Origin of the sequence: Micromonospora sp. NPDC049900 (assembly GCF_044461025.1) — a bacterium.
Classification (GTDB): Bacteria; Actinomycetota; Actinomycetes; order Mycobacteriales; family Micromonosporaceae; genus Micromonospora.
Map to the genome: position 1 here is coordinate 633091 of NZ_JBITKM010000002.1, position 18712 is coordinate 651802.

General features: G+C 71.5%; 16 protein-coding genes. 4 read left to right on the forward strand and 12 right to left on the reverse strand.

All coding sequences use genetic code 11. From position 1 onward, the window contains the following. Nucleotides 1-31: 31 nt before the first annotated feature. Together ACIBMZ_RS07320 and ACIBMZ_RS07325 are read right to left on the reverse strand one after the other, a co-directional pair. Nucleotides 32-2599 carry a M14 family metallopeptidase gene (locus tag ACIBMZ_RS07320; RefSeq protein ID WP_396691699.1) on the reverse strand — a complete coding sequence of 856 codons (2568 nt, stop codon included), beginning with the start codon at nt 2597-2599 and terminating at the stop codon, nt 32-34. 89 nt (nt 2600-2688) lie between these two features. Continuing rightward, nucleotides 2689-3243 carry a GNAT family N-acetyltransferase gene (locus tag ACIBMZ_RS07325; protein WP_396691700.1) on the reverse strand — a complete coding sequence of 185 codons (555 nt, stop codon included), beginning with the start codon at nt 3241-3243 and terminating at the stop codon, nt 2689-2691. Between the two features lie 94 nt (nt 3244-3337). Here ACIBMZ_RS07325 and ACIBMZ_RS07330 point away from each other — a divergent pair, with 94 nt between their 5' ends. Both ACIBMZ_RS07330 and ACIBMZ_RS07335 read left to right on the forward strand, forming a co-directional pair. Continuing rightward, nucleotides 3338-4192, forward strand: a complete 855-nt coding sequence (locus ACIBMZ_RS07330) for a YhjD/YihY/BrkB family envelope integrity protein (protein ID WP_396691701.1) — start codon at nt 3338-3340, stop codon at nt 4190-4192. Nucleotides 4193-4235: 43 nt separating this feature from the next. Next, on the forward strand, nt 4236-5831 hold the full coding sequence (locus ACIBMZ_RS07335) for a phytoene desaturase family protein (RefSeq protein ID WP_396691702.1): 1596 nt from the start codon (nt 4236-4238) through the stop codon (nt 5829-5831). Between the two features lie 62 nt (nt 5832-5893). Here the strand turns inward: ACIBMZ_RS07335 and ACIBMZ_RS07340 are convergent, their stop codons facing one another. Together ACIBMZ_RS07340 and ACIBMZ_RS07345 are read right to left on the reverse strand one after the other, a co-directional pair. Continuing rightward, complete coding sequence (locus ACIBMZ_RS07340; RefSeq protein ID WP_396691703.1) at nt 5894-6868, reverse strand: pyridoxamine 5'-phosphate oxidase family protein; 975 nt, start codon at nt 6866-6868, stop codon at nt 5894-5896. Nucleotides 6869-6990: 122 nt separating this feature from the next. After that, entirely contained in the window at nt 6991-8568 is a 1578-nt protein-coding gene (locus ACIBMZ_RS07345) for a Rieske 2Fe-2S domain-containing protein (protein WP_396691704.1), read from the reverse strand. 229 nt (nt 8569-8797) lie between these two features. Here ACIBMZ_RS07345 and ACIBMZ_RS07350 point away from each other — a divergent pair, with 229 nt between their 5' ends. Further along, entirely contained in the window at nt 8798-9019 is a 222-nt protein-coding gene (locus ACIBMZ_RS07350) for a DUF2631 domain-containing protein (protein WP_350693698.1), read from the forward strand. Nucleotides 9020-9093: 74 nt separating this feature from the next. Here the strand turns inward: ACIBMZ_RS07350 and ACIBMZ_RS07355 are convergent, their stop codons facing one another. From ACIBMZ_RS07355 to ACIBMZ_RS07390, 8 genes are all read right to left on the reverse strand, one after another. Then, a complete protein-coding gene (locus ACIBMZ_RS07355; RefSeq protein WP_396691705.1) occupies nt 9094-10365 on the reverse strand; it encodes a DivIVA domain-containing protein in 1272 nt (423 codons plus the stop codon). 31 nt (nt 10366-10396) lie between these two features. Next, nucleotides 10397-11548, reverse strand: coding sequence for a 23S rRNA (adenine(2503)-C(2))-methyltransferase RlmN (rlmN, locus tag ACIBMZ_RS07360; protein WP_396691706.1), 1152 nt, complete (start codon nt 11546-11548; stop codon nt 10397-10399). Between the two features lie 104 nt (nt 11549-11652). Next, a complete protein-coding gene (locus ACIBMZ_RS07365; protein WP_396691707.1) occupies nt 11653-13032 on the reverse strand; it encodes a phosphatidate cytidylyltransferase in 1380 nt (459 codons plus the stop codon). A 296-nt stretch (nt 13033-13328) separates the two neighbouring features. Continuing rightward, on the reverse strand, nt 13329-13886 hold the full coding sequence (frr, locus tag ACIBMZ_RS07370; protein WP_131057263.1) for a ribosome recycling factor: 558 nt from the start codon (nt 13884-13886) through the stop codon (nt 13329-13331). A gap of 84 nt (nt 13887-13970) precedes the next feature. Next, entirely contained in the window at nt 13971-14738 is a 768-nt protein-coding gene (gene pyrH / locus ACIBMZ_RS07375) for a UMP kinase (RefSeq protein WP_396691708.1), read from the reverse strand. Between the two features lie 150 nt (nt 14739-14888). Beyond that, nucleotides 14889-15716 (reverse strand): translation elongation factor Ts, encoded by an 828-nt coding sequence (tsf, locus tag ACIBMZ_RS07380; RefSeq protein WP_396691709.1) that lies wholly within the window; start codon nt 15714-15716, stop codon nt 14889-14891. A gap of 135 nt (nt 15717-15851) precedes the next feature. Next, nucleotides 15852-16712: a 30S ribosomal protein S2 gene (gene rpsB / locus ACIBMZ_RS07385; protein WP_396691710.1), complete on the reverse strand. Its 861-nt coding sequence runs from the start codon at nt 16710-16712 to the stop codon at nt 15852-15854. 295 nt (nt 16713-17007) lie between these two features. Beyond that, the gene (locus tag ACIBMZ_RS07390) at nt 17008-18099 is read right to left on the reverse strand and encodes a hypothetical protein (protein WP_396691711.1); all 1092 of its coding nucleotides are present in this window, start codon (nt 18097-18099) and stop codon (nt 17008-17010) included. A 228-nt stretch (nt 18100-18327) separates the two neighbouring features. On the opposite strand from ACIBMZ_RS07390, the gene ACIBMZ_RS07395 reads away from it, so the two are divergent. Further along, complete coding sequence (locus tag ACIBMZ_RS07395) at nt 18328-18687, forward strand: YraN family protein (RefSeq protein WP_396691712.1); 360 nt, start codon at nt 18328-18330, stop codon at nt 18685-18687. The last annotated feature ends 25 nt before the right edge of the window (nt 18688-18712 follow it).

The window sequence follows — 18712 nt, forward strand, 5'->3', positions numbered from 1 at the left end:
GTGGCACCGGCCGGGGCGCGCGTCGGTCAGGTCACTGCCAGAGAGCGTTGGCGACCTGGGGGTAGAGGCCCTCGGGGTGGGCCCGAAACAGCGGTTCGGTGCCGAACAGGGTCACGGTCGCGCCCTGCGCCACGCCGCTGACCACCACGGCGTGACCGGCGGCGGCCTCCTGTCCAGCCCAGTGTCCGGCGAGGAAGAAGCCCTCGGCGGCCAGGCGTTGGTCGACGCGTACGCCGTCGCCGACCCGGGTGAAGTACTGCGGCGCGTCGACGAACGCGGTCGGCAGCGCGTTACCGGTGATCGGTGAGGCCGGATCGTTGTGCACCGCGACGATGCCGTTGGCGTCGCTGCGGCCCGCCGCGATGGTGACGTCGAGGAGTCCGGCGCGGTCGTTGAACAGCTTTCCGCTGCTGCCCCGGCCCACCACGGTCCCGCCGTCGGCCAGCCACCGGCTGAACTCCGCACTGCGGGTGGCGTCCAGGCCGAGCGGGTTGAAGGTGGTGGTGGAGACGAACAGCGCGTCGAAGTCGGCGAAGGAGAGCGTCCCGCTGTTGAACGCGGTGTGCGTCACCGAGATCGGCGCGAAGCCCATCTGCCGCAACGCGTGGATCTCACCGGCGTTGGCCGCGACCCCGAGCCGGACCCGGGACACCGGCACGGCGGTACGCGCCCGCGGCGGCGTGATCTTGGTGAAGTCGACGCCGTACGCCTCGGCGATCGGGCGCACCACGGCGGCGCGGGCCGAGACCACGAACGTCCCGTCGGGGGTACGTCCCAGCGTCACCCCGTCGTCGAGGAGCCGGTTGACCGCCTGGATACCGGCGACCGAATCGACGACCAGCGCGTACTGCGTGCGGTTGCCCGGTGCGACCGAACCGGTGGCACGGGCCTCGGTCACCGGACGCAGCACCTTGTCGTCGAGCGTGACGTTCCGGGTCACCCGCCGCACGGTCGCGCCCCAGAGTTGACCGTGGCTCCACGCCGAGATGTCGTACATCGCGTCGAAGTCGTTCGTCACGTCCCGCCCGACGTCGAGCAGGGCGTTGACCAGGCCACGCTTGGCCTGCCGCAGGTCGACGACGTACGCGCCGGCCTCGTGGCGCGTGCCGTCCAGCGTGAACGGTCGCGCGGCACGGTGCACCACGATGTCGTTGTCCAGCATGAACTGCACCAGCCGGGCCGCCGCGGTCTCGCTGCGCTGACCGGCGCCGGCCGGGATCACGTACGCGCGGGGGAAGCCCTGCGGGTGCGTCTTGGCGTTGCCGCCCCGGGCCAGGGAGAGGGCGAGCGGGTCGTCGATGGGTCGGGTCGGCTCCCCGGCGGTCCCACGCCGGAACCATTCGAGCTGGTTGGCCAGCAGCGCCGACCGGTTCTCGGTGGCATACCGCAGGTTGCCCTCGATCGACGCCCGGGCCACCGCGGTGTTGATCCGGGTACGTTCGTGCCGCTCCGCCTCGGTCAGGTTGCCGCGCGGGTTGAGCGGCACCTCGATGGTGTGCCCGATGCTGCCGTGGTACATCGAGTACATCGGCGTGAAGATAGGCGGCCAGTCGTCCCAGCCCTGGGCCCGGTCGCGGAACGGGATGTCGGCACGCCGACCTCCGTTGCCGTCCGCGCACGAGGCCCGGGTCTCGCCGGTGGCGAGGACGGCCTGCTCCATGGCGAGCGCGTTGCGCAGCGCGTGCCGGATGTAGAGGTCGTACTCGTAGTTGTCGCCGTGCGGGCCGGTGGTCGGCTCGATCAGCGTGCAGGAGACGTACCCGTGGATGTCCAGCATGGTCAGCGGGCTGTAGCGGACGAGTTGCGCGCGCACGGCGCGGACCTCGGGTTGCGACGCGGTGATGAAGTCACGGTTCATGTCGAAACCGTTGGCGTTGGCCCGGGTCGCCGCGACCCGGCCGTCCGGGTTGCTGGTCACCACGAAGGCGATCACGTGGCGGTCGAGCATCCCGACGACCTCGGGGTCGGTGGAGAAGGCCAACTCCTGGAGGACCTGGAGGCTGGCGTCGGTGCCCTCCCACTCGTTGCCGTGGATGTTGTTGTTCACGAACAGCGGCGTACGCCAGGTGTCGTAGCCGCCGGCCACCTGCGTGGCCCGCGCCGCGACCGGGTCGCTGAACCGCAGGTCGGAGAGTTTCTGCCAACTCTTCCAGGCGGCGTCGGACATCGGCGCGGTGGCCACCACCAGGTGCAGGTCACGGCCGAGCACGGACTGCCCGATCACCTCGACGCTGATCCGGTCGCTGCGCTGCAACGCCCGCAGCGCGGCCGGGATGTCGTGGTACGGGATGAGGTTGAGCGGGATGGACGCGTCGGTCAGCTCCACCGGCACGTCCTGGATCACGTCGTTGCGCGGTTTGCCGGGCAGTTTCGCCGACGGGACCGGCGGCGCGGGTTGCCGGCCGAGTGCCTCGGCGGAACGGGCCTGCCGCTGCGGTGACCCGACGGTGAACGGCAGGTCGGTGTCGGACTGGCCGCGAGGTGCGGAGACCGTCGCGCCGTCGGGATCCGGGGCGGCCGGGGCCGCCACGGCGGCGGGCGCCGGTCCGAAGAGGAGCACTGCGGCGAGCAGTGCCATGAGTGGTCGTCGAACAGCCACGCACGTACCTCGTCTCGAGGGAGGTGGGATGCCGGGACTCGTGATCGCCGGCACCGTGATGATTGGCTGTTCTACCAGCGGCGACAGTCCTACGTCGATAGCTCGGGGCGGGTCGACTCGAACGTCTCGACCTCGGTGCCGCCGTACCAGTCGGTGCGCCGGCCCAGGTGGGTCATGCCGAGCCGGCGGCAGACCGCCGTGGACCGCTCGTTGCCCGGCAGCACCACGGCGTACACCCGCTCGGTGCCGACGGCGAACTCGCGGGCCAGCACCGCCCGGGCCGCCTCGGTGGCGTAGCCGCGTCCCCAGGAGTCGGGGTGCAGGTGCCAGCCGACCTCGATGTCGTCGGTCGGCGTCAGGCCGTCGGCCCCGGGCAACGGCTTGAGCAGTACGCTGCCCGCCACCACCCCGGTCCGGCGGACCTCGATCGCCCAGAGGCCGTACCGGCCGTCGTACGGGGCGTACCGCTCCCGCCAGGCGGCGAGCCGGGGGGCCGCCTGGTCGGGCTCGGTCAGTCGTCCCGCTCCCCCGCCCAGCCAGCGCATCACGTCCTCGCGGGAGTAGAGGTCGTAGAGCCGGCTCAGCTCGTCCGGCGTGTCCCGCCACTCGCGCAACAGCAGGCGCTCGGTCACATCCACGGTCATGGCCGCCGATCGTAACGACGCCGACCGCCGCGCGTTGGGTGTGCTGCCGGCGACACCAGGCGTGGGCGCAGCCGCGAGGGGGAAGAGAAGCGGGATGGGCGGTGCGTGGCGACGAACCAGACGGATCACCCGGGCCGCCTTCCGCCCGGTACGCGGACGGGACCTGTCCCTGCATGCCGCCGCGATCACCTTCTACGGGGGTATCGCGGTGGTGCCGGTGGCGCTGCTGGCGATCTGGCTCACCTCGCTGCTCGCCGGAGGCGACCGGGTACGCCGGCTCACCTCGTACGCCGTGGAGACCCTGCCGGACGCCATCGGCGCACCCCACGCGGTGGCCGCCCTGGTCGACGCCGGAGTGGGTCTCACACCGTGGCTGGCGCTGGCCGCGCTGCTGCCCGCATCGCTCTACGGCGAGGGGCTGCGCCGGGCGTTCGTCTCGGTCGCCGCACCCCGCACCGACGAGCACCTGGTCGGCTGGCGGGGCCGGCTGTTGCTGCTGCCGCTGCTCGCCCCGGCTCCGGCCCTGCTGCTGGCGATCCTGCTGGCGCTGCCGACCACCACCGAGTTGGTGCGGCGGGGCGGCTGGGCGGGGGCGCTCGGCGTGGTGCTGTCCTTCCTGGCGGTCTGGCTGGTGCTCACCCCGGTGCTGCTGTGGGTCTTCCGGGTGGTCGGTCCGGCCTCGCCGGACTGGCTCTCCACGCTGGCGGTCGGGTCGTTCACCGCCGCCAACCTCTCCGGCTTCCTGCACGGGTTCGTGCTGTTCGCATCGCTCCCGCTCGACCTGGGCGTGCCCTTCGGCGGCCTGGTCGAGGTCGGTGCCGCCGTGGCCGTGCTGCTCTGGCTCTATCTCTTCCACGTGATCGTGCTGGCCGGCTACTCCGCCACCCTGGCGCTGGCCGACTGGCGTACCCGCCGCGCCACCCGCACCGAGGTGTCGCCGGCAGCATGATCGACTCGGCCCGGACCAGGTACGGACGGGTTAGGGTGCGGGGATGAGGGATGAGGTTCCGGGTCGCGCGGACGTGGTGGTCGTCGGTTCCGGACACAACGGGTTGGTCTCCGCCATCCTGCTGTCCCGGGCCGGTCTGGACGTGCTGGTGTTGGAGGCCGCCGAGGTGATCGGCGGCGCCACCCGCACCGAGAACCCCTTCCCCAAGGTGCCCGGGCTGCGCCACTCCACCGGGTCCTACCTGCTCGGGCTGATGCCGCCGGAGTTGCTGGCCGCGCTCGACGTCCGTATCCCGGTGCGCCGCCGGGACCCGCACTACTTCCTGCCCACCCCGGGCGGCGTCGGGTCGCCGTACCTCCTCTTCGGCACCGACGCCGCCGCCACCCGGGCCCAGCTCGCCGAGTGCTTCTCCCCCGCCGACGTGGCCGCCGACGACGCGTTGCAGGCGGAGCTCGCCGCCCTGCGCACCGACCTCGCCCCGGCCTGGCTGGCTGAGCCGCTGCCCGCCGAGGACACCGCCGACCGCTACGTCCGGCCGGAACTGCGCCAGGTCTTCGTCGACCTGGTACGCGGCTCGGTCGCCGACTACCTGGCCCGCTTCGAGTTCCAGTCCGAGCTGCTGGTCAGCATGTACGCGGTCACCGACGGCCTGTCCGGGCTCAACGCCGGACCGGACGACCCGGGCACCGGGCACAACTTCCTGGTGCACAACATGTGTCGGCTGCCCGGCTCGGACGGCACCTGGATGATCGCCGAAGGTGGGATGGGCACCGTCTCGCGGACCTTCGCCGACGCGGCACGGGCCTCCGGCGCCCGAATCGTCACCGGCACCCCGGTCACCGCGATCACGCTCGACGGCGGTGCCGCCTCCGGTGTCGTCCTGGCCGACGGGCGGCAGGTCGACGCCGAGGTGGTGTTGGGCGCCTGCGACCCGTACCGGCTGATGGCGCTGCTGCCCGACGGCGCGTTGCCGGTCGCCCTCGGCGAGCGGATGACGGCGGTCCGACGCACCGGCACCACGCTCAAGCTCAACCTGGCGCTGCGCGATCTGCCCCGCTTCTCCTGCCTGCCGCCGGACGCGCCCAGTCCGTTCGGGTCCACCATCCACCTGTTGCCCGGATCGGCGTCGCTGGCCGGTGGCGGGGGCGAGTCGCCGATGGCGGCGCTGCGCGCGATGTGGGCCGACGTGCAGGCCGGGCGGCTGCCGCAGGAGCCGACCATCGAGTGGTATCTGCACACCACCGTCGACCCGTCCCTGGCCGACCCCGACGGGCACCACTCGTCGGCGCTGTTCGTGCAGTCCGTGCCGTACGACCTGGCCGACACCACCTGGGACGCGGCGCTGCCCGGGTACGTGGCACGGCTGGTGGAGATCTGCGAACGGTACGCCCCCGGCACCGGGGACCTGATCGCCGACGCGGTGCCGCTGCCGCCGCCCGGCATCGAGGCGCACTTCGGCATCACCGGCGGGCACATCCACCACGTCGACAACACCGTCTCGTTCACCGACCGGATGCCGTACGCGACCGGTGTCGACGGGGTGTACGCGGGAAGTGCAGGCTGTCACCCTGCGGGCAGCGTGATCGGGGCCGCCGGCCACAACGCCGCTCAGCGCATCCTCGCCGACCTGGGCCGCTGAGCAAGGAAGGGCACCCTACTAACGCCTGGTGTATAGCAGGGGGCCCTTCCTCACACTCAGGCTCAGTCCGTGGGGCGCAGCGCGCGGTACGCCGCCCACGGGACGCTGGGCCGTTGCCAGCCTCGCCGCTCCAGGTAACGACGGGTCGCGGCCCGGGTGGTACGCACCGTGCGCAGCGAATCCGTCATCCGGGCCCGGTGCCGGGCGGCGGGCTCGATCAGTCTCCGGGGTCGCAGCGTCCAGCCGTCGGCGCCGCGGACCAGTTCACCGCGCACGTTGGCGTTGTGCAGGTTCCACAACTGTGCGTCGTGCCGATGGACCAGCAGGGACGCGGTGCCCTCGACCGGGTCCACCCCGTCCGGCACCACCACCCGGTAGCCGTCGGCCCCGGCGGTCGCGGTGGTACGCACCAGCAGCGGTGCGCCGGCAGCGTCGCGGGCCGCCAGCACCACACTCGGGTACGCCGCCAGCACCTCGGCCCCGATCAGCGCCCCGTCCCCGTCCCCGTCCTCGGCCGACGCCTCGCCGACGTGAGTGCTCGACAGCGGACGACCGGCTTCGGTGCTCGGCAGCGGGCGGGTGGTCACCTCGGTCGGGGTGACGGTGATCAGCAGCCGCATGAAGTAGAAGTCGGTGAACATGGTCGCCGGCCAGTCGAGGTACTTGCGGCAGTTCGGCTGACGCTGGAACATCCGGGTCCAGAATTCGGCCAGATCCCCGGTCGGCTCGGTGTGCACCTCGTCCGGGCAGTGCGCGGTGCCGCGTACCAGGATCTGCTCGGGTTCGGTCAGCCCACTGGCCGTCGGGTCGGAGAAGAGCAGCGCCACCCGGCCGTCGCGGCGCACGTTGAACGCCTTCTGCGGATAGCCCAACGAGGTGGTGAGCAGGATGGTGCCGTCCGGACGGAGCAGCCCGGACGTCGGCCAGGCGACCGGTGTCCCGTCCTTGGCGAGCGTCGCCAGCTCACAGGTGCGGTACGCGGAGATCGTTGAGCCGAGCGCGGATTCGGGCACGATGACGCCGGAGGACGGTTGCATCCCGGAATCGTAGTCATCGTCGCAATTCGGCAGTTACGCCGCCCGGCCGCCGGTCTGAGGTGTGTAAGGAAGGGTCCCCTGCTAACGCCTCGTGTATAGCAGGGGACCCTTCCTTACATCGGTCAGCTTGCGGGCTGGACGCTCTCCGGGGTCTCCTCGCCGACCCGGTGGGCGCGGACCTTGTGCCCGACGCTCGTCAGGCAACGGCCACTCGGCAGGTCGAAACGCCAGCCGTGCAGTTGGCAGGTGAGCTGGTCGCCCTCGACGATGCCGAACCGGCTCAGGTCGGCCTTCAGGTGCGGGCAGCGCCGCTGCACCACCCAGTCACCCAGGGTGATGTCCTCGGCGTCCACCGCCCGCTCGTGCTCGTCGTACCAGCCCTCGGCGTACTGGAGGCGCTCGGTGGAGAGGCACTTGAAGAAGGCGTACACGAACTCGTTGTACTGGCCGATCCGGGCGGCCGAGAAACGACAGGAGAGGAAGAGCGAGTTGACCCAGTCCACCTCACCGATGTGCAGCAGGTGCTCGACCAGCGCCCGCTCGGTGCGGAACCGGTAGCGCACCTTCTCGTCCGCGTACGGCCGGACCTGCTTGCCGGGGAAGTCGACCACGATCGACTCGATGCTCTCGCCGTCGTAGCCCACCAGGTCGAAGCGGACCGGGCCGCCGACACCCTTGGCGAGATAGATCGACTCGTCCAGCAGCGGCTCGATCCGGCGCTTCATCTCCTTGAGCACGTCCACCTCGGGGTGCCGCCAGGACGCCTTCTCCGCCTCGATCACCGGCCGCTTGCGCTCGCGCATCTCCTCCAGGTGCGCGACCTTGCCGGCGAAGAACTCCTCGACCGGCACCGGGTGGGTGGTGGTCGCACCCTCGGTGGTCACCTCGGAGACGCTGCCGGGCAGCAGCACGATGCCGTTGGTGCCGCCCACCTTGGCGTACTCGCTCAGGAAGACCGACTGGTCGGGGAAGATGTTGCCCTCGTCACCGAAGATGTCGTTGAACTGCCACAGCTCGTCGTCGAGGAAGCACGGCGGGCCGGCGATCGGGAAGACGTGGTCGGCCTTGAGGTCGTCGATGTAGCGCCAGGTGCGGTCGAACTGCCGGTCCCGCTTCTGCTTGCCGAACGCGGTCTTCGCCGACTGCGGCAGCTCGTACACCATCGGGTACCAGATCGCGCCGGAGAACTGGAGCAGGTGTGCGTGCACGTGCCCCAGCTCGGCGAAGGTGCTCAGGTCGGTGGGGCGGGCGTCGTTCTGGTTGAGCAGCCGGACGCCGTCGTACTCCACCCAGAGCGAGGAGTCACCGATCGGGCCGTCGGTCGGGCTGGTCAGCGCCTGGATCATGATTTTCAGGCCACCGTCCAGCTCGTACACCTCCTCGTTACGGGTCTTCAGGAACTTCGTGAAGCCCAGCGCCCGGAACTCGTCCTCCATCTCCGAGGTGGGGAACTCCGGCAGCAGCACGGTGGCCTTCTTCGACACGTACCGCTTGAGGTGGGCCGCGTCGAAGTGGTCCCGGTGCAGGTGCGAGACGTACAGGTAGTCGACGTCGCCGAGGGTCTCCCAGTCGAGCAACGAGTTGTCCGGGAACGGGAACCAGGAGGCGAAGTAGGCCGGGTTGACCCACGGGTCGCACAGGATGCTGCCCGCAGCCGTGTCGATCCGCATGCTGGCGTGGCCGGTACCGGTCACTCGCACCGCAGTTCCCCCTCAAAAACGACAATCAAGGTGTACGTCAGAACGCTACCGGAGGCAGTCTGGTCTCCGCCCCGCGACGCCGCCATAGTCGCCCGCCCCACCCGGCCGGGCCGAAGGTCCCGAGGTCGGCACAGCAGGCGTCCGGCTCCGCGTATCCGCCCCACCGCAGGTCCCCTCCCGGGTGGCGTGCCAGACTAACCGGAGATCCGAACGCGAGGAAGGACCGACAGTGGCGGGAAGCGAGCCGGTAACGTCGCCAGACCAGCACAAGCCCGGGCACCGCAAGGCCGGGCGGATCGGCGCGGTCCTCACCGCGTTCGCGATGCTGGCCATGCTCTGCGGCAACCACGAGGGCAGGGTCGAGGACCTGTGGCTGGTCGGGGTCGCCGCGCTCCTGCTGCTGATCGTGATCGGCGACGCGGTGCTGCGGCGCAACGGCCTGCGTTCCTGAGGCGTCCGGTCGACACGACGTACGACGAGGGCCCGCCCCTTTCGGGGGACGGGCCCTCGTCGTGTCGGGGGGCCTCAGCGGCCGAAGAGGATGTCCTGCACGTTCTTCAGCGCGGCGTCGACCTCGGCCTCGAAGTAGCCGCCCTGCACCAGCCCGAACCGGAGCGTGTCCAGGTCCTTCGGGTTGACCGGCATCGGGTTCCGGCCGGCCATGCCACCGAGCAGGGTGTCGAAGAAGCGGTCCACCTGGTCCGGGTCGTACCCGCTGCCGAAACGACGCACCTGGAAGCTGCGCCGGATCTCGTCCACCCGGTAGAGGTCGCTCCCGGGCGGTCCGGCCATCGGCGGACCGGCCATGGCCGGCGGGCCACCCAGCGACGGCACACCCATCGACGGGCCGCTGATCGCCTGCTGAGGAAGCCCGGGCGGGCCCCCCTGTGGGCCACGACGCGGCTCCCGGTCCGGCATCCGGATCTCCGCGGTCATGTCGGTCCGGCCGTGGCGTCCCGCCTCGAAGCCGTCGAACCGCTGCTGGTCCGGCGGGCCGTAGCCACCCCGGCCCTCCGGCGGACCGTATCCGCCCGGACCGTCCGGCGGACCGTAGTCCGGCGAGCCGTACCCACCCGGGCCGTCCGGCGGACCGTAGCCGCCGCGCCCCTCCGGCGGGCCGTAGCCACCGGGACCGGCGGGCAGGCCACGCGACGGCGGGCCGCCGTGACCCATCTGACCACCGGGCGGGCCCATCGGGCCACCGGGCCCTGTCGGACCGCCACCGCGCGGTCCGTCGTACCCGCCACGCGGCGAGTCGTACCCGCCGGCGAAGGCGCCGGTCGGTTCGTCGTAGCGACCGTAGGGGCCGGCCTGCGCCGGCATCGACCGGGGCGGCATCGGCGGCTGCGGCACCGGCGCCATGCTCCGTTCGTCACGCATCGGCGGGCCCATCCGGTCGGGCGGCCCCATCCGATCCGGCGGCCCCATCCGGTCGGGCGGGCCCATCCGGTCGGGCGGGCCCATCCGGTCCGGCGGCCCCATGCGATCCGACGGGCTCATCCGATCCGACGGGCCCATCCCGGAGTCGCTGCCCCGGACGCCACCCGTGCCGCCGCGCTCCTCCAACTCGGCCAGCTGCCGCTCGACCCGGTCGAGGTGCAGGTCGACCTGCCACTCGTCGTAGCCGTTGAAGCGGACCCGGAAGACGACGTCGTGGACCTCCTGCGAGACCACCGGGGCACCGACGGGCTGACCCGCGAGAGTCGCCTCGACCCGGTCCAGGAAAGCGTCCACCTCGTCAACCTTGTAGCCCCGGCGGAGCGCCTTACGCCGGAAACGCTGACCCTGACTCGCCACTATGTCTCCTGGTCTCGTTCGCCACGCCCGGTCACGCTGACATCTCCCCGGCCGGGTCGGTGCCCCTGTCCTCAGCGGCAGCCAACTGCCCACACGCCCCGTCGATCTCGCGACCTCGGGTGTCCCGCACCGTGGTGGACACCCCGGCGTCGCGCAACCGCCGGACGAACTCCCGCTCGACCGGCTTCGGGCTGGCGTCCCAGCGGCTGCCCGGAGTCGGGTTGAGCGGAATCAGGTTCACGTGGGCCAGCTTGCCGGCCAGCAACCGCCCGAGCAGGTCCGCTCGCCACGGCTGGTCGTTCACGTCCTTGATCATCGCGTATTCGATCGACACACGACGCCCTGTCCGGGCCGCGTAGGCCCAGGCCGCCGCCAGCACCTCGGACACCTTCCAGCGCTGGTTGACCGGCACGAGTTCGTCGCGAAGCTCATCATCGGGCGCATGCAGCGACAACGCAAGGGTCACCGACAGGTCTTCGCTGGCCAGCCGGTTGATGGCCGGCACCAGGCCGACCGTGGAGACGGTGATGTGACGCTGCGACAGGCCGAGACCCTCGGGAGCCGGCGCGACCAGTCGACGGATCGCCGCGATCACCCGGTTGTAGTTCGCCAGCGGCTCCCCCATGCCCATGAACACCACGTGCGAGAGCCTCGGCGGTGACCCGGCGACCGCGCCGGAGGCCGCCACCCCGGCCAGGTACACCGCCTGGTCGACGATCTCGGCGGTGGACAGGTTGCGGGTCAGCCCGGCCTGGCCGGTGGCGCAGAACGGGCAGGCCATACCGCACCCGGCCTGGCTGGAGATGCAGACGGTGACCCGGTCCGGGTAGCCCATCAGCACGCTCTCCACCAGCGAGCCGTCGTGCAGCCGCCAGAGCGCCTTCCGGGTCGCCCCGTCGTCGCAGGCCATCTCGCGCACCGGGTCGAGCAGCCGGGGCAGCAGCCGGTCGGCCAGCCGGTCACGGGACGCCGCCGGCAGGTCGGTCATCAGTGCCGGGTCACGCACCAGGCGACCGAAGTAGTGGGTGGAGATCTGGCGAGCGCGGAACGCCGGCTCACCCAGCTCCGTCACCAACTCCTTGCGACCGGTCAGGTCGAGGTCGGCGAGGTGTGTCGGGGGCATCGCCGCCCGGCGCGCGCCGGGCGCGTCCGGGTCGACCGGGATCAGGGGCAGACTCGTCATGGCCCGTCCAGTCTGGCACGCCCGCCGAGGAACGCACCCGTCCGGAGGCAGCGCATCCGCTGCGACCCCCTGCGCGACCCGGGCACGCCGGCCTGGTCCATGCCTCAGTTCACCGCCGGCACGAAGACCACGAGCAGCAGGTACGCGGTCGGCACCGCGAACAGGACCGAGTCGAGCCGGTCCATCAGACCACCGTGCCCGGGCAGCAGGTTGCTCATGTCCTTCACGCCCAGATCCCGCTTGATCATGGACTCGGCGAGGTCACCGACGACCGCCGCCACCGAGATCGCCATCCCGAACACCGCACCCCACCAGGGAGCCACGTCGAACAGCAGCCAGAGCAGCACGGCGCTGCCCAGGGCCGCGGCACCCAACGAGCCGACCAGGCCCTCCCAGGACTTCTTCGGGCTGATCGTGGGTGCCATCGGGTGCTTGCCGAAGTTGGCGCCGGCGGCATACCCGCCGGTGTCGGAGAGCACCACGGCGACCAGGGTCACCAGCACCCGCAGCGGGCCGTCCCCGGGCGAGGAGGCCAGCAGCGCGGCGAAGCCGCCGAGGAACGGCACGTACACCGCGATCAGGGTGGCCGCGGTCATGTCCCGCCGGAGACCGCCGACGCCGTCACCGAGCCGCCAGACCAGGGTGCCGGCGAGCGTGACCAGCAGGCCGAGCAGGAGCGCGTCCAGGCCGGCGAACCAGGCCAGGGTGACGGTGAGCACGCCACCGGCGATCATCGGGACCAGCGGGACCCGGGCGCCGCCACGGCGTACCGCCCGGGACATCTCCCAGATGCCCACGCCGTAGGCCGCCGCGATCAGCAGCAGGAACGCCGGGGTGTAGAGGAACAGCGGCAACAGGACGGCGGCGCCGAGGCAGACCCCGACGGTGATCGCGGCCGGCAGGTTCCGGCCGGCGCGGCTCGGCGTCTGCTGGCTCGCCGGACGGCCGGCGCCGGCTCGCCGCCGCCCCCGGTGGCGTCGGGCCTGCGCCGGGTCCGCGTCGGGTTCCGGTGCCTCGTCGGCCGGCACCGGGGCGAGCTGCGTGGTCGGCGCGTCGTCGTGCGCCGGACCGTCGCCGAGGCGTACCGGTGCGAGCTGGGTCGTCGGCGCGTCCTCGTGCTCCAGGTCGCGGCGTCCGTTCCCGTCGGCCCGGCGAGGGGAACCGTCACGCGCGTGGTCCGGGTCGTCGTACGGGTCGGCCGACTCGTCGTACCGGCCGGGGACGTCACGGTCGTCGTACGGCTCGGGTCGGCCGGCGAACCCGGTCCCGGCCGGGCCCCGGTCCTCGACGGGCCGGGCGTACGGGTTGTCGGCCGGCGGGCGCGGGCGGGTGCGCGGCTCGGCGGAGAGTTCAGCTCCGGGGCGCGGGCCGCGCGACCAGGGGCCGGGTTCGAGATCCGGATCGGGCCAGGGCAACGAGGTCGGCCGATCGGGGCTGTCCCAGCCGCGGGCCTCGGCGCCACCGTAGGGGTCGAGGTGGGACATCACGCACCGGACGACAGCGGTACGAGATCCACCACTTGACGCACAGCCACTACCATCCCCTACCCGCGCGAGGCGCTCCGTCTGATTCGCCGGCCGGTAAGCCGGTTGATCTCCACCGTTCACCCCCGGGTCGCCGGGAATCGTGCCGAGCCTACTGCACCGGGAGGCTCCGCAGGACGCACCAGTACCCACCGGCCGCCTCGTCGATCATGAGCTTGTCGTACCGGTCGGAGGGCCGGATGGCGACGACCCCACGATCGACGAGGCCGGGCGTACGAGCCGGAGGCGGCTGCGGATCAGACCTCCAGCAGCTCGGCTTCCTTGTGCTTGACCAACTCGTCGACGTGTGCCACGTAGCGCTGGGTCACGTCGTCCAGCTCCTTCTCCGCGCGACGGCCGTCGTCCTCGCCGACCTCGCCGTCCTTGACGAGCCGGTCCAGCTCTTCCTTGCCCTTGCGACGGATGTTGCGGATGGCGATCTTCGCCTCCTCGCCCTTGTTCCGGGCGACCTTGATCATGTCGCGGCGGCGCTCCTCGGTCATCTGCGGGAGCAGGATGCGAAGCTGGTTGCCCTCGTTGTTCGGGTTCACCCCGAGGTCCGAGTCGCGGATCGCCTTCTCCATGGCGTTGATCTGCGAGTTGTCGTACGGCTTGATGATGGCCATGCGTGGCTCGGGAACGCCCACGGACGCCATCTGGGTCAGCGGCGTGGGGCTGCCGTAGTAGTCGATGATGATCTTGGAGAACATGGCCGGAGTGGCGCGACCGGTGCGGATGGCACCGAACTCCTCCTTGGCGTGCTCGACCGCACGCTCCATCTTCTCCTCGGCCTCGAGGAGGGTGTCGTCGATCACCGCTCTCCTCGCCTCCTTCTTGTGCTCGTCGTGGGCTTGTCGGGTCACCGGGACGGACCGCCGAGGTCACCGTCGACGGTCGGGTCAGGTGGTGATCAGCGTGCCGATCTTGTCCCCGCCCACCGCGCGGACGATGGTGTCGTCGCCCTGCGCGCCGAAGACCAGCATCGGTAGTCCGTTCTCCATGCAGAGGCTGAAGGCAGCCGCGTCGGCGACCCGCAGGTTGCGGCGCAGCACCTCGGAGAAGGTGATCGCGTCGAACTTGCTGGCGGTCGGATCGATCCGGGGGTCGGCGCTGTAGACGCCGTCCACCCCGTTCTTGCTCATCAGCACCACGTCCGCGTGGATCTCCAGCGCACGCTGCGCGGCGGTCGTGTCGGTGGAGAAGTACGGCATGCCCGCTCCGGCGCCGAAGATGACCACGCGGCCCTTCTCCAGGTGCCGGATCGCCCGCAGCGGAATGTACGGCTCGGCCACCTGCGCCATCGTGATCGCGCTCTGCACGCGGGTCTCGATGCCCTCCTTCTCCAGGAAGTCCTGCAACGCGAGGCAGTTCATCACGGTGCCGAGCATGCCCATGTAGTCGGCCCGAGCACGGTCCATGCCGCGCTTCTGCAACTCCGCGCCGCGGAAGAAGTTGCCGCCACCGACCACCACCGAGACCTGCACACCGCGGCGGACCACGGTGGCGATCTGCCGGGCGATGGCCTGGACCACGTCCGGGTCCACCCCGATCTCGCCGCCGCCGAAAACCTCGCCGGAGAGCTTCAGCACCACCCGGCGGGCCCGACCGGGCGGCGGTGCCGTCGGGTCTTCCACCGCCAGCGTCGGGTCACTCACAACCTGCGTCATCCGCCCGTCCTTCCCCCACTGCCGCGCCCGGGTGCGCACATCTGCCGTTGCCGACCTTATGGGACGAGGAGACCGCGGTGTGTCTCGCGTACACCGGCGGCCTCCTCGTCGTGTCGTTGCCCAGCCCGGGCGCGTACGCCCGGCCGGAGGTCAGGACTGGCCGACCTCGAACCGCACGAAGCGGGTGATCTCGATGCCGGCCTCGGCCAGCACCTGCTTCACCGTCTTCTTGTTGTCGGTGACCGACGACTGCTCCAGCAGCACGAAGTCCTTGAAGAAGGAGTTGACCCGCCCCTCGACGATCTTCGGCAGCGCGGCCTCGGGCTTGTTCTCCTCGCGGGCGGTCTGCTCGGCGATGCGCCGCTCGGACTCGACGACCTCGGCCGGCACCTCGTCCCGGGTGAGGTACTGCGGGCGCATCGCGGCGATCTGCATGGCGGCGCCACGGGCGTCGGCGTCGCCGGCCTCGTCGGCCTTGCCGGCGTACTGCACCAGCACGCCCACCGCCGGAGGCAGGTCCTGGGCCTTGCGGTGCAGGTAGACCGCGACCGTGCCGTCCAGCTTGGCGAAGCGGTTCAGCACCAGCTTCTCGCCGATCTTGGCGGACTGCTCCTGGACCAGGTCGGCGACCGAGCGGCCGTCGATCTCGCTGGCCAGCAGTTCCTCGGCGTTGCTCGCGCCGGAACGCTCACCGTGCTCGACCAACTGCTGGGCGAGCGCGATGAAGGCGTCGTTCTTGGCGACGAAGTCGGTCTCGCAGTTCAGCTCCAGCAGGGCCTGACCGGAGTGGGCGATGAGGCCGTTCGCGGCCGTCCGACCGGCCCGCTTGCCGACGTCCTTGGCGCCCTTGACGCGCAGGATCTCGACGGCCTTGTCGAAGTCGCCCTCGGCCTCGGTCAGGGCCTTCTTGCTGTCCATCATGCCGGCGCCGGTCAGGTCGCGGAGCTTCTTGACGTCCGCCGCGGTGATCTGGGACATGGCTCTCTCTTCGGTGTTGGGACTGCGGGTGAAATGGACTGAGGTGACGATTACCCGGTTCCGAGAGGTTCGTGCCCGGTCTGCCCGCCGCCGGCCACCGCCGTCAGGGACGAACGGTGGCCGGCGGCGGTGCGGTCACTGACCGGCGACGGCGGCCGGCTGCTCGGCGGGCTGCTGCGGCTCGGCAGCCGCCTGCGGCTCGTCGGCCTTCTTCGGCTCCTCGAGCAGCTCACGCTCCCACTCGGCCAACGGCTCGTCGGTGGCCACGCCGGCCTCCGGCTTCTCGTCGCCGCCCCGGCGACGACCGGAGCGGGCGATCAGACCGTCGGCGACGGCGGCGGCGACGACCTTGGTCAGCAGCTCGGCCGAGCGGATCGCGTCGTCGTTGCCCGGGATCGGGAAGTCGACCTCGTCCGGGTCGCAGTTGGTGTCGAGCACGGCGATCACCGGGATGCCCAGCTTGCGGGCCTCGTCGACGGCGATGTGCTCCTTCTTGGTGTCGACCACCCAGACCGCGGCCGGGAGCTTCTGCATGTCCCGGAGACCACCCAGGGTGCGGGTCAGCTTGATCTTCTCGCGGGAGAGCTGCAGGGTCTCCTTCTTGGTGTAGCCGGCGGCGGTGCCGCTGAGGTCACCGAGGGCCTCCAGCTCCTTCATCCGCTGCAGCCGCTTGTACACCGTCTGGAAGTTGGTCAGCATGCCGCCGAGCCAGCGGTGGTTCACGTACGGCTGGCCGACCCGCGTCGCCTGCTCGGAGATCGCCTCCTGGGCCTGCTTCTTGGTGCCGACGAAGAGGATGCTGCCGCCCTCGGCCACCGTGTTGCGCACGAACTCGTACGCCTTCTCGATGTAGTCGAGGGTCTGACGCAGGTCGATGATGTAGATGCCGTTACGCTCGGTGAAGATGAAGCGCTTCATCTTCGGGTTCCAGCGCCGGGTCTGGTGCCCGAAGTGAACACCACTCTCCAGCAGCTGACGCATGGTCACGACGGCCATGGTTCGCACTCCTTGCGGTCCCTGGTTGTTCCGCCCGACCGGCGGTCGGGCATCCTGGCGCCCGGTCGCCGGCCATGACGGGCCCGACACGGTCGGGACCAGGGAGGCCGTCGCCCCACGACGATTCGTGGAGAGGGCACGCGAGGTCGACCGCGCGAGGCGGTCGCCAGTCGCCCAGTGTACGCGCCCTCCCCACCCCGCCACGCCCGGGTGCAAGGAAGGGCCCCCTGCTAACGCCTCCGGTATAGGAAGGGCCCCCTCCTTACACCCGTCCTTACACCCCTCCCCGCACCCGTCAGGCGGCGGCCAGCGCGGCGGTGAGGAAGAGCGCCAGGCCGACGGTCAGGTAGGCGGTGGGCGGACGCAGCCAGCCCCGCGCCCCGTCGCTCAGCGAGAAGCCGGTGGTCCGCAGCCCGTAGAGGCCGGCCGCGAAGATCGGCAGGCCGATCATCAGCACCATGCCGGTCAGCACGTCGGCGGCGGAGACCGGATCGGCGGTGACGCCGTGCAGCAGCACCAGCAGGGCGGGCACCTCGAAGACCGCCACCAGCACGGCGAACAGCACCGCGAGCACCGGACGACGCGAACGGTAGACACCGTCACCGGCCGGCAGCCCCGGCTGCGTCGCCAGCGCCTGGTAGCCGGCGGTGGCGGAGTCGACCGGGTACGCGGACTCCGCACCGCCGCCCGGGAAACCGGACCCCGCACCACCGGCGGGGTACGCGGACCCCGCACCACCGGCGGGGTACGCGGACCCCGCACCACCGGCGGGGAAGCCGGTGCCCGTGCCGCCAGGCGGCGAGTTGGTGCCCGTACCGACGGTCTGGTGTGCGGCGGCCGGGTCGGCCAGCGACTCGGCGGCACCGCCGATCGGGTAGGGGTGCTCGGTGTTCGGCAGGTCCGTCCGGGCCGCCACCGGGGGCATCGGCCCGGTCGGCATCTCCAACGGGTTCGCCGTCTCGGCCGACCGCTTGGCCTCCACGATCGGGTACCCGCCAAGCGGTGCCGGCCGGGTCGGGTCGGTCACCGGCAACGCTCCGCCGGAGGTCGGCGTCGCCTCCCGGGCGGCCCGGCGACCGGGACGGTCGGACGGCAGTTCACCGGAGATCTCCGGGTCGACGGCGGCGTCCGGCCGCCGGAAGCGTGACGCCCGGTAACGCTCGGTCTCGGCCGGGGCGTCGCCGAGCGGGTCAGGGGTGCCGAAGCGGCGCGGTGAGCCGTACCGGTCGTCGTCGTCCGCCCGCTGCTCGGGAGCGGTCAGGGGATCGTCGTCGCGGTACCGCGACTCCGAGGTACCGCGCCAATCCGGGTCGCCGTAGCCGCGGTCGCGTTCACCCGGGTACCAGCGCGACTCCTGGTCGTCGGCAAAGCTGCGTCGTCCGTCCACGTCGGCACCGTATGCGACCGGCCGGGTGTACGCCATTCCCGTCCCGCGCCTGGCCAGAGGCCATGTGCCATTTCGACCAGGTACGCAGAGTAACGGCCGGATTCGTGGATTAGCGCACGCCTAGCACACGAAAGGCATGATCGTCTGGTCGTCCACAGCCCCCTCGGTTGTCCACAGGCCGCGGCGACGGGGTCGCCCCGGCAGCACGTACCGGCGCAGGGTGCCGGCATGACCAAGCGGAACCAGGCGGTCGGCGGCTACGGGGAACGGTGCGCCGTCCGGCACCTGATCGAGACGGGCCTACGGCCGGTGGAGCGGAACTGGCGCTGCCCCTCCGGAGAGATCGACATCATCGCCTGGGACGGGCCGGTACTCGCCTTCTGCGAGGTGAAGACGCGCCGTACCACCCGCTTCGGCAGTCCCGCCGAGGCCGTGGTGGCGAAGAAGGCTCGTCGCCTGCGCCGGCTCGCCGCCGCCTGGCTCGCGAGCACCGGCACCACCGCCGACGAGATCCGCTTCGACGTCCTCTCGGTCCGGCTGCCCGCAGCCGGCCGGGCCCGGGTCGAACACCTCAAGGGCGCCTTCTGATGGCGCGCACGTCTCCGGTGGGTCT

Bases quoted from the DNA above. Each gene is read 5' to 3' on its own strand.
- ACIBMZ_RS07365 (WP_396691707.1), bottom strand. From the start codon at position 13,032: ATGTCCCACCTCGACCCCTACGGTGGCGCCGAGGCCCGCGGCTGGGAC.
- pyrH (WP_396691708.1), bottom strand. From the start codon at position 14,738: ATGACGCAGGTTGTGAGTGACCCGACGCTGGCGGTGGAAGACCCGACG.
- ACIBMZ_RS07335 (WP_396691702.1), top strand. From the start codon at position 4,236: ATGAGGGATGAGGTTCCGGGTCGCGCGGACGTGGTGGTCGTCGGTTCC.
- ACIBMZ_RS07340 (WP_396691703.1), bottom strand. From the start codon at position 6,868: ATGCAACCGTCCTCCGGCGTCATCGTGCCCGAATCCGCGCTCGGCTCA.
- ACIBMZ_RS07325 (WP_396691700.1), bottom strand. From the start codon at position 3,243: ATGACCGTGGATGTGACCGAGCGCCTGCTGTTGCGCGAGTGGCGGGAC.
- rpsB (WP_396691710.1), bottom strand. From the start codon at position 16,712: ATGGCCGTCGTGACCATGCGTCAGCTGCTGGAGAGTGGTGTTCACTTC.
- ACIBMZ_RS07395 (WP_396691712.1), top strand. From the start codon at position 18,328: ATGACCAAGCGGAACCAGGCGGTCGGCGGCTACGGGGAACGGTGCGCC.
- rlmN (WP_396691706.1), bottom strand. From the start codon at position 11,548: ATGACGAGTCTGCCCCTGATCCCGGTCGACCCGGACGCGCCCGGCGCG.
- ACIBMZ_RS07330 (WP_396691701.1), top strand. From the start codon at position 3,338: ATGGGCGGTGCGTGGCGACGAACCAGACGGATCACCCGGGCCGCCTTC.
- tsf (WP_396691709.1), bottom strand. From the start codon at position 15,716: ATGTCCCAGATCACCGCGGCGGACGTCAAGAAGCTCCGCGACCTGACC.